Raw genomic sequence first — 5,623 nt, 5'->3', positions numbered from 1 at the left:
CCCAGAAATTTCTGATGAGAAGGCATTTAAGAATATGTATCGTCAGAGGATGAATGATTTACCCATCGATCAGGCAACAGCAGATAGAATGGTTAATGAGGCGAATGCTGCTTTTGACATGAACATGAAAATGTTCAATGAACTAGAAGGTAATTTAATTAAGGCGATCGGTATCTTGTTGTTCAATACTTTAACTAGAAAACGTAGTTCAGGAAGTACAGAGTTAGCTACTGCTGCTGAATAATAACGGTTAATTGGTTAATATTTCTATCTAAGTAGAAAGAATACTTTTAAGTTGTATTTAAAATGTTGGGGGTTTGATGGCTGTAAAGCAGTCACCAAGTCTCCAACATTTTGCTTTTGAAGAGGAGCATGGAAAGGAATCTCAGACTAAATCTGGTTTAGTTAGTATCTTTAGATTAGTAATATTGTTTTCCTTTTTTTTTCTTCCCTCTTTCTTCTTTTCCACTTTTAATTGTTGTAGTAGTTAAACTGGTAATGTAATACCAAGCGTGAAAAAAGAATGTGTTCAATTGAAGAAGGAGACAGGAGACAGGAGACAGGAGACAGGAGGAAAATTACATGGGGATAGTCAACGACCTGCCGCTCCGCGTCTACCCTCCCCCAAGTAATTTTGAACACTCCAGTTGACGGTGGGGTATTAAACCCACAAAGAAAATGATAATAAGTGCGATTGGTATAATTTCATTTTTTGCGTAAGTCCTGATTATAGTTAATCTCAAGAATGTGTAGCAGTTTTTCACGCTATTGAAGCTGGAAATTCTCAATCACAATACTCTTTTAGCAAGCTTTGAATATCTGCAAACTTTTCCATCAGCTATTCACTCTCAATTTATCTAAGTCTTAAGATAACTTTACTGCCACAGATAAATGTCAAATCCTTCTTATTCCTCATTAGACATCTCCAGAAAAGAGGGAACAGGGAACAGGCAATAGGGAACAGGGAACCCACCCATAACCCCTCCCAGGAGGGGAGTAATTGATGATTTCTGGATAATAATTGATTTTACTTTTGATTATTGGGGATGTGTATTAGAGATAAAATAGGCTTCCATACAATATGTCTTTCACAAGGAATCACTTTCAAGCTCTATAACGCTAAAGCTCAGTGATGTGGATTCTTTGAGTCCACTACAGCAACTTGTTATGTTTCAAGTTTCTTGTACATGACATAAGCATCAACAAATCCTTCCTTAGGATGTTTGAATGCTTCGGGAAGTGTACCGATGATATCAAAGCCATGCTTTTGCCAAAGACGAACAGCACCAGTATTAATGGATACAACAAGGTTGTACTGCATAGCGTGGAAACCAAGCTCCACCGCTTCCTTCTGAGAATGCTCACACATAGCAGAGGCGACCCCTTTGCCACGAGTCGCTTCCCTGACCACATATCCGCAGTTGCATACATGAGACCCCTGGCCAGGCTGATTAGGCTTGAGGTAGTAGGTGCCCAATATCAACCCTGAATCATCTTCAGCAACGTAGGTTGCCTCTGGCACCTCAATCCAGACATGAAAGGCATCCTGCTCAGGAATATCGGTGGGGAAGGTATAGGTCTCGCCAGCTCGAAATACTGGCTTGACAATCGCCCAAATTCTTGGCCAATCTTGCTCCTGAAAACGGCGGATTTTAATCATGCGTAAGTAACCTTTCTTGAAGTATAAACTTGTAAGTACATCGCAGTTGGGGTACAACATTTTGTATAAAATGACTGTACTGCAAAACAATATAATTACGTCAATGTTCTAAAAATGTCTAGAACCCGTGGTTGTTCAGGATTTATATCTTGTTGACGTAAAAGACTCTGCTAGTCTATATTTGAGACTGTTTTTCGGTTCTATTTTATTTAAGTCCCAATAGCTCGCTTAACTGATAACTGATGACTGAACCTCATGCTGGATATACTCTACCTGTATTTGCTTGTGCTGCTGCTGTAGCTGCACTCCGTTGGGTACGTCAAAATATCTCGTCTTTGCCTACCGTATCAATTAATTTACTAGAACCAGCAAAAATTGTCGATATTCTTATCGAACAGGTAGCTTTACTGAAAAATAATACTGCCTTAGCTATTACCCGTTCTGACCCCGGTAATAATCTCGACCTAACTCGCAATACTCCTGTGTGGGCTATGATAGAATTGGCCAAAGTTTCCCCTACAGAGGCTTCAGAACAAATTGTAATTATAGGTGGAGCAGGAATTGGACATAATATTCATTCTGGGGAAGCAGCTATATATAGTTATGCGCGACGACTGCTGCAAGAAAATCTTCCACCCTTGCTCAACCAAAATGAACAAATTAAAGTCTCCATCATTTTACCAGAAGGTCGTCAATTAGCAACTCGGACTTCTAATTCTGCTTTTGGTATAGTTGAAGGTCTTTCTTTGTTAGGCACTACCGGGGTTTCTCAACCTTTAAGTGTGCCTGGGCAACTTGATGCTTATCGGGATGAGTTACAACAAAAGGCAGCACAGTTTAATTGTTTGGTGTTTTGTGTGGGAGAAAATGGTTTAGACCTAGCGAGGAAAATGGGAATACCACCACAGCAGACTATTAAAACGGCTAACTGGTTAGGCCCAATGTTAGTAGCTGCTGCTATTGCTGGATTAGAGTCTATTTTATTATTAGGCTATCATGGCAAATTAATTAAGTTGGCTGGTGGAATTTTTCATACTCATCACCATCTAGCTGACGGACGATTAGAAATTTTAACAGCTCACTGCGCAAATATAGGTTTGCCCACTCCTGTGCTACAAAAAATTTTTGCTTGTACTACTGCCGAGGCGGCCTTGAAAATCCTACGGAGTTTAGATAAAGATAATGAAAAGAATTGGGTGGGTCTAGTCTATGGGGCGATCGCCTCCCGTATAGAGGAACGTAGTCAAGCTTATATTTTTAATCATAGTCAAAAACAGGTCCAAGTAGGTTCGATGTTATTTGACCGCGATCGCCAAATTTTCTTAAAAACTGAAGTTGCCGATACACTTTTTGCAAAAATTTGTTATTCTATTAAAAATGTTGAAAAAAGACTCCCGTTATAATCGCGAGATTTAACAGTGAGACGGGGCGTATAAATTGCGCGGGAAACCCATGCACACAGCCCCTGAATTTCAACCAGAAAAATAATTGAGCAATACGCACGCATATTTTTGGCGTTATAATTTTATCAATAGCCGTGGGGCACACGGCACGATAAAAGGGCACCTCCTGGGCGGAAGTTTCCTTAGCGTACAGACGGAGCAAGAAAAAGCTTGTGGAGATGGTCTGACGGGGGTGCAACTCGACTAGTTTGATTTGTTATCTAGTTAAGAATCTATGTTCGTATAGCGTTGCGTCAGCAAAACAAGAATCTCCCGTTATAATAGCTCTTATTTAACGGCGAGAGTGTCAATAGGAATACCCTCAGCTAGAGTTACAGCGGTTTTCATTTCGGTAGACTACAGAGGGAATGGCCATTTCCCCCTACAGGGTTTTGGTTATGACGATGTGGTTGAGCAATCAGCAAAAGCGCTGTAGCGTATTGTAGGAAAAATAAACAATAGTGGATAGTGGATCAGGCGCGGGGGAAAATTAAAATAAATTGGTAAATTTCATAACTAGCTAGAGTGAGCAACTGGTTTAGAAGTAGACGCTCATTCTTTAGTCAGAATACCAAAACATTTTTAATAGAACTAGCCTTGATTAATAATTCGCTAGGAAGAGCGATCCCTATTGATAATTAATCAATTTAGCCTGTTAGTTTTTAGTTAGCCTGTTAGTTTTTAGGTTACCATTCAATCCAAGTATAAACCTTTTGTGGCAGTAGGAAAAATTTAGTTTGATACAAAAAGTGTGGAGAAAGAAATTTTCCTCACAAAAAACATATATTTATAGCTTATAAGCTCGGGCTGACAACTTAAAACTCAGGAAAATCAACCTCACAAGTAAAATATCATAGCACATTAACCGTGACTCTAACAAGACAGACAGAAAAAATTTCTGATTCCTCCACTCAGTTTAACCGTCAGATGATCGTGATTCTGGACTTCGGTTCTCAATATTCAGAACTAATTGCCCGCCGGATTCGCGAAACTCAAGTATACTCAGAAGTTATTTCTTATCGGACAACTGCTGAAAAACTGGTAACTCTCAATCCCAAGGGAATTATTCTTTCTGGAGGCCCTAACTCAGTTTACGATCAAGTGGCACCTCATTGCGATCCCGAAATTTGGCAGTTGGGAATACCAATTTTGGGCGTGTGTTACGGTATGCAGTTAATGGTACAGCAATTAGGGGGTGAAGTTCAACGCGCTCAATTAGCTGAATATGGCAAAGCATCTTTATCTATAGATAACCCCACAGATTTACTGACTAATGTGGAAGAGGGTACAATTATGTGGATGAGTCATGGAGATGCTGTGACAAAAATGCCCTCAGGTTTTGAAGTATTAGCTCATACGGATAATACTCCCTGTGCAGCGATCGCTCACCATGAGAAAAAGCTATACGGGACACAGTTTCACCCAGAGGTAGTTCACTCCCTTGGTGGTCAAGCGTTGATTCGGAATTTTGTCTACCATATTTGTAAGTGTGAACCAACTTGGACGACAGAAGCTTTTGTAGAAGAAGCGATTCGAGAAATTAGAGCTAAGGTAGGGGATAAACGAGTATTATTAGCATTGTCTGGAGGAGTTGACTCTTCAACTTTAGCATTTTTGCTGCATCGAGCGATCGGGGATAAATTAACTTGTATGTTTATTGACCAAGGGTTTATGCGGAAGTATGAACCAGAAAACTTGGTGAAAATATTTCAAGAATCTTTTCATATATCAGTTGAGTATGTAAATGCTCGCGAGCGCTTCTTGGCTAAACTCAAAGGAGTCACAGACCCAGAACAAAAACGCAAATTAATTGGCCATGAGTTTATTCAAGTATTTGAAGAAGAGTCAAAACGTTTAGGGCCTTTTGATTATCTGGCTCAAGGTACTCTTTATCCAGACGTGATTGAATCTGCTGACACCAACGTTGACCCTAAAACGGGTGAGCGAGTAGCAGTTAAAATCAAGAGTCATCACAATGTCGGTGGTCTGCCAAAAGATTTAAGATTTAAGTTAGTAGAACCTTTGCGCAAGCTATTTAAAGATGAAGTGAGAAAATTAGCTCGCTCCATAGGTTTACCAGAAGAAATCGTGCGACGACATCCTTTTCCCGGTCCAGGGTTAGCAATTCGGATTTTAGGAGAAGTTACAGATAAACGGTTGAAAATTTTGCGAGATGCTGACTTTGTTGTGCGTGACGAAATCAAACAACAAGGGATGTATCACGATTTTTGGCAAGCGTTTGCGGTGTTGTTACCTATTCGCAGTGTAGGGGTAATGGGAGACCAACGTACTTATGCTTACCCTATTGTTTTGCGGTTTGTTTCTAGTGAGGATGGAATGACTGCTGACTGGTCTCGTGTTCCTTACGATCTGTTGGAAAGTATTTCTAACCGCATTGTGAATGAGGTTAAGGGAGTTAACCGAGTGGTGTATGATATCACTTCTAAGCCTCCTGGTACTATTGAGTGGGAGTAATATAGTCTGCACTGTAGGTTGGGTTGCACTCCCGCTTAACCCAACA

Annotated in this window: 4 protein-coding genes; 3 read left to right on the top strand and 1 reads right to left on the bottom strand. The window is 40.2% G+C overall.

From position 1 onward, the window contains the following. Positions 1-244 (top strand): biliverdin-producing heme oxygenase (locus F6K13_RS15795; RefSeq protein WP_287287817.1); only part of this gene is annotated, 244 nt, incomplete at its 5' end. A 921-nt stretch (positions 245-1,165) separates the two neighbouring features. Here the strand turns inward: F6K13_RS15795 and F6K13_RS15790 are convergent. After that, positions 1,166-1,750 carry a GNAT family N-acetyltransferase gene (locus F6K13_RS15790; protein WP_287287816.1) on the bottom strand — a complete coding sequence of 195 codons (585 nt, stop codon included), beginning with the start codon at positions 1,748-1,750 and terminating at the stop codon, positions 1,166-1,168. Positions 1,751-1,902: 152 nt separating this feature from the next. On the opposite strand from F6K13_RS15790, the gene cbiD reads away from it, so the two are divergent. Both cbiD and guaA read left to right on the top strand, forming a co-directional pair. Beyond that, a complete protein-coding gene (cbiD, locus tag F6K13_RS15785; protein WP_124144326.1) occupies positions 1,903-3,063 on the top strand; it encodes a cobalt-precorrin-5B (C(1))-methyltransferase CbiD in 1,161 nt (386 codons plus the stop codon). 966 nt (positions 3,064-4,029) lie between these two features. Then, positions 4,030-5,577 carry a glutamine-hydrolyzing GMP synthase gene (gene guaA, locus F6K13_RS15780; protein ID WP_124144332.1) on the top strand — a complete coding sequence of 516 codons (1,548 nt, stop codon included), beginning with the start codon at positions 4,030-4,032 and terminating at the stop codon, positions 5,575-5,577. Positions 5,578-5,623 lie beyond the last annotated feature (46 nt).

The organism is Okeania sp. SIO2B9 (assembly GCF_010672505.1).
Lineage (GTDB): Bacteria > Cyanobacteriota > Cyanobacteriia > Cyanobacteriales > Microcoleaceae > Okeania > Okeania hirsuta.
This window is presented reverse-complemented; position numbering and strand designations above follow the sequence as displayed.

Coding starts and splice junctions, on each gene's coding strand:
- cbiD (WP_124144326.1), top strand. CDS start 1,903: ATGACTGAACCTCATGCTGGATATACTCTACCTGTATTTGCTTGTGCT.
- guaA (WP_124144332.1), top strand. CDS start 4,030: ATGATCGTGATTCTGGACTTCGGTTCTCAATATTCAGAACTAATTGCC.